This window comes from Actinomadura geliboluensis, assembly GCF_005889745.1.
GTDB lineage: Bacteria > Actinomycetota > Actinomycetes > Streptosporangiales > Streptosporangiaceae > Spirillospora > Spirillospora geliboluensis.
In genome coordinates this window covers 1-791 of the sequence record NZ_VCKZ01000774.1, presented here as the reverse complement: position 1 = coordinate 791, position 791 = coordinate 1, and the positions used below count along the sequence as shown (strand labels likewise).

Annotated in this window: 1 rRNA gene; it reads left to right on the top strand. The window is 59.0% G+C overall.

Annotated features, from left to right (window positions below):
- Positions 1–791: ribosomal RNA gene (locus ETD96_RS44165) — 23S ribosomal RNA — on the top strand; the annotation flags it as partial.

The window sequence follows — 791 nt, the reverse complement described above, 5'->3', positions numbered from 1 at the left end:
TGGGGCAGGCTAATCCGCCCAGGGTAAGTCGGGACCTAAGGCGAGGCCGACAGGCGTAGTCGATGGACAACGGGTTGATATTCCCGTACCCGCTGGTATGCGCCAACGCTGAACCCTCTGATGCTAACCACCCGAACCGGGTTGTGGGCCTTCGGGCCTGCTGGCCGGGGAGCGTGGGACCCGAGGGGGTAGTAGGTGAGTGATGGGGTGACGCAGGAGGGTAGCTCAGCCCGGGCGATGGTTGTCCCGGGGTAAGGCTGTAGGGAGAGAGATAGGTAAATCCGTCTCTCACGTATCCTGAGAGCTGATGCCGAGCCGTTTTAGGTGAAGTGAGTGATCCCATGCTGCCGAGAAAAGCCTCTAGCGAGTGTACCGGCGGCCCGTACCCTAAACCGACTCAGGTGGTCAGGTAGAGAATACCAAGGCGATCGGGTGAACTGTGGTTAAGGAACTCGGCAAATTGCCCCCGTAACTTTGGGAGAAGGGGGACCACGCCCGGTGATGGAGTTTTCCTCCGGAGCTGGGTGGGGTCGCAGAGGCCAGGGGGAAGCGACTGTTTACTAAAAACACAGGTCCGTGCGAAGTCGTAAGACGCGGTATACGGACTGACGCCTGCCCGGTGCCGGAACGTTAAGAGGACCGGTTACACCCTTCACGGGTGGACGCTGAGAATCTAAGCGCCGGTAAACGGCGGTGGTAACTATAACCATCCTAAGGTAGCGAAATTCCTTGTCGGGTAAGTTCCGACCTGCACGAATGGCGTAACGACTTCCCCGCTGTCTCAACCACAG